The following is a 604-nucleotide window of genomic DNA, read 5'->3' as shown; positions in this document are numbered from 1 at the left end:
TGGGCCGTTACGCGATTTACAACACGCTGGCGCTGGGGGTTGATTGCACTGACATGCCCGCTTTCGCAGAGCAGTTGGACGATCGTCAGCGGTGGGATTTGGCCACCTATGTGGCGGGCCTGAGTGCTGATCCAGCGGCGACTAAAGCAGACAAAACCTACGACCTCGCCGACTTGGCCCGTCAGACCCCTAGCGAAGTGCTGGCCGCTGAAGGGTCGCAAGCGGCTGCCACATTCCGCGCGCAGCGGGCGCAGCCGCCTCAGGTCGAACGTGGCCCGGCGCAGTTGCTCGATTACACCAGCCAAACCCTGGACAAAAGCCTGGCGGCCTATCGCAAGGGGGATCGTGAGCAAGCCTACGACCTGTCTGTAGCGGCCTACCTGGAAGGCTTTGAGCTGGTAGAAAGCTCGCTGGACAACGTCGACAGCAGCGTGCGTAAAACCACCGAAAAAGCCTTGATGGCTTATCGACAATCGTTGCAGGACAGCTTGCCCATCGGGCAGGTTGAGCAGCGTCTGGACGCCGCCAAAGCTTTGCTCAAAGAGTCGGCCGGGCTGCTGGGCAGCGATGGCTTGAGCTGGTTCCTGAGCTACATCTCGGGCTT

1 pseudogene is annotated in these 604 nt (G+C 60.9%); it reads left to right on the top strand.

Annotated features, from left to right (window positions below):
* A pseudogene (locus tag AQS70_RS10585) lies at window positions 1-604 on the top strand (cytochrome c); the annotation flags it as partial.

Source organism: Pseudomonas endophytica (genome assembly GCF_001411475.1).
Taxonomy (GTDB): domain Bacteria; phylum Pseudomonadota; class Gammaproteobacteria; order Pseudomonadales; family Pseudomonadaceae; genus Aquipseudomonas; species Aquipseudomonas endophytica.
This window is presented reverse-complemented; position numbering and strand designations above follow the sequence as displayed.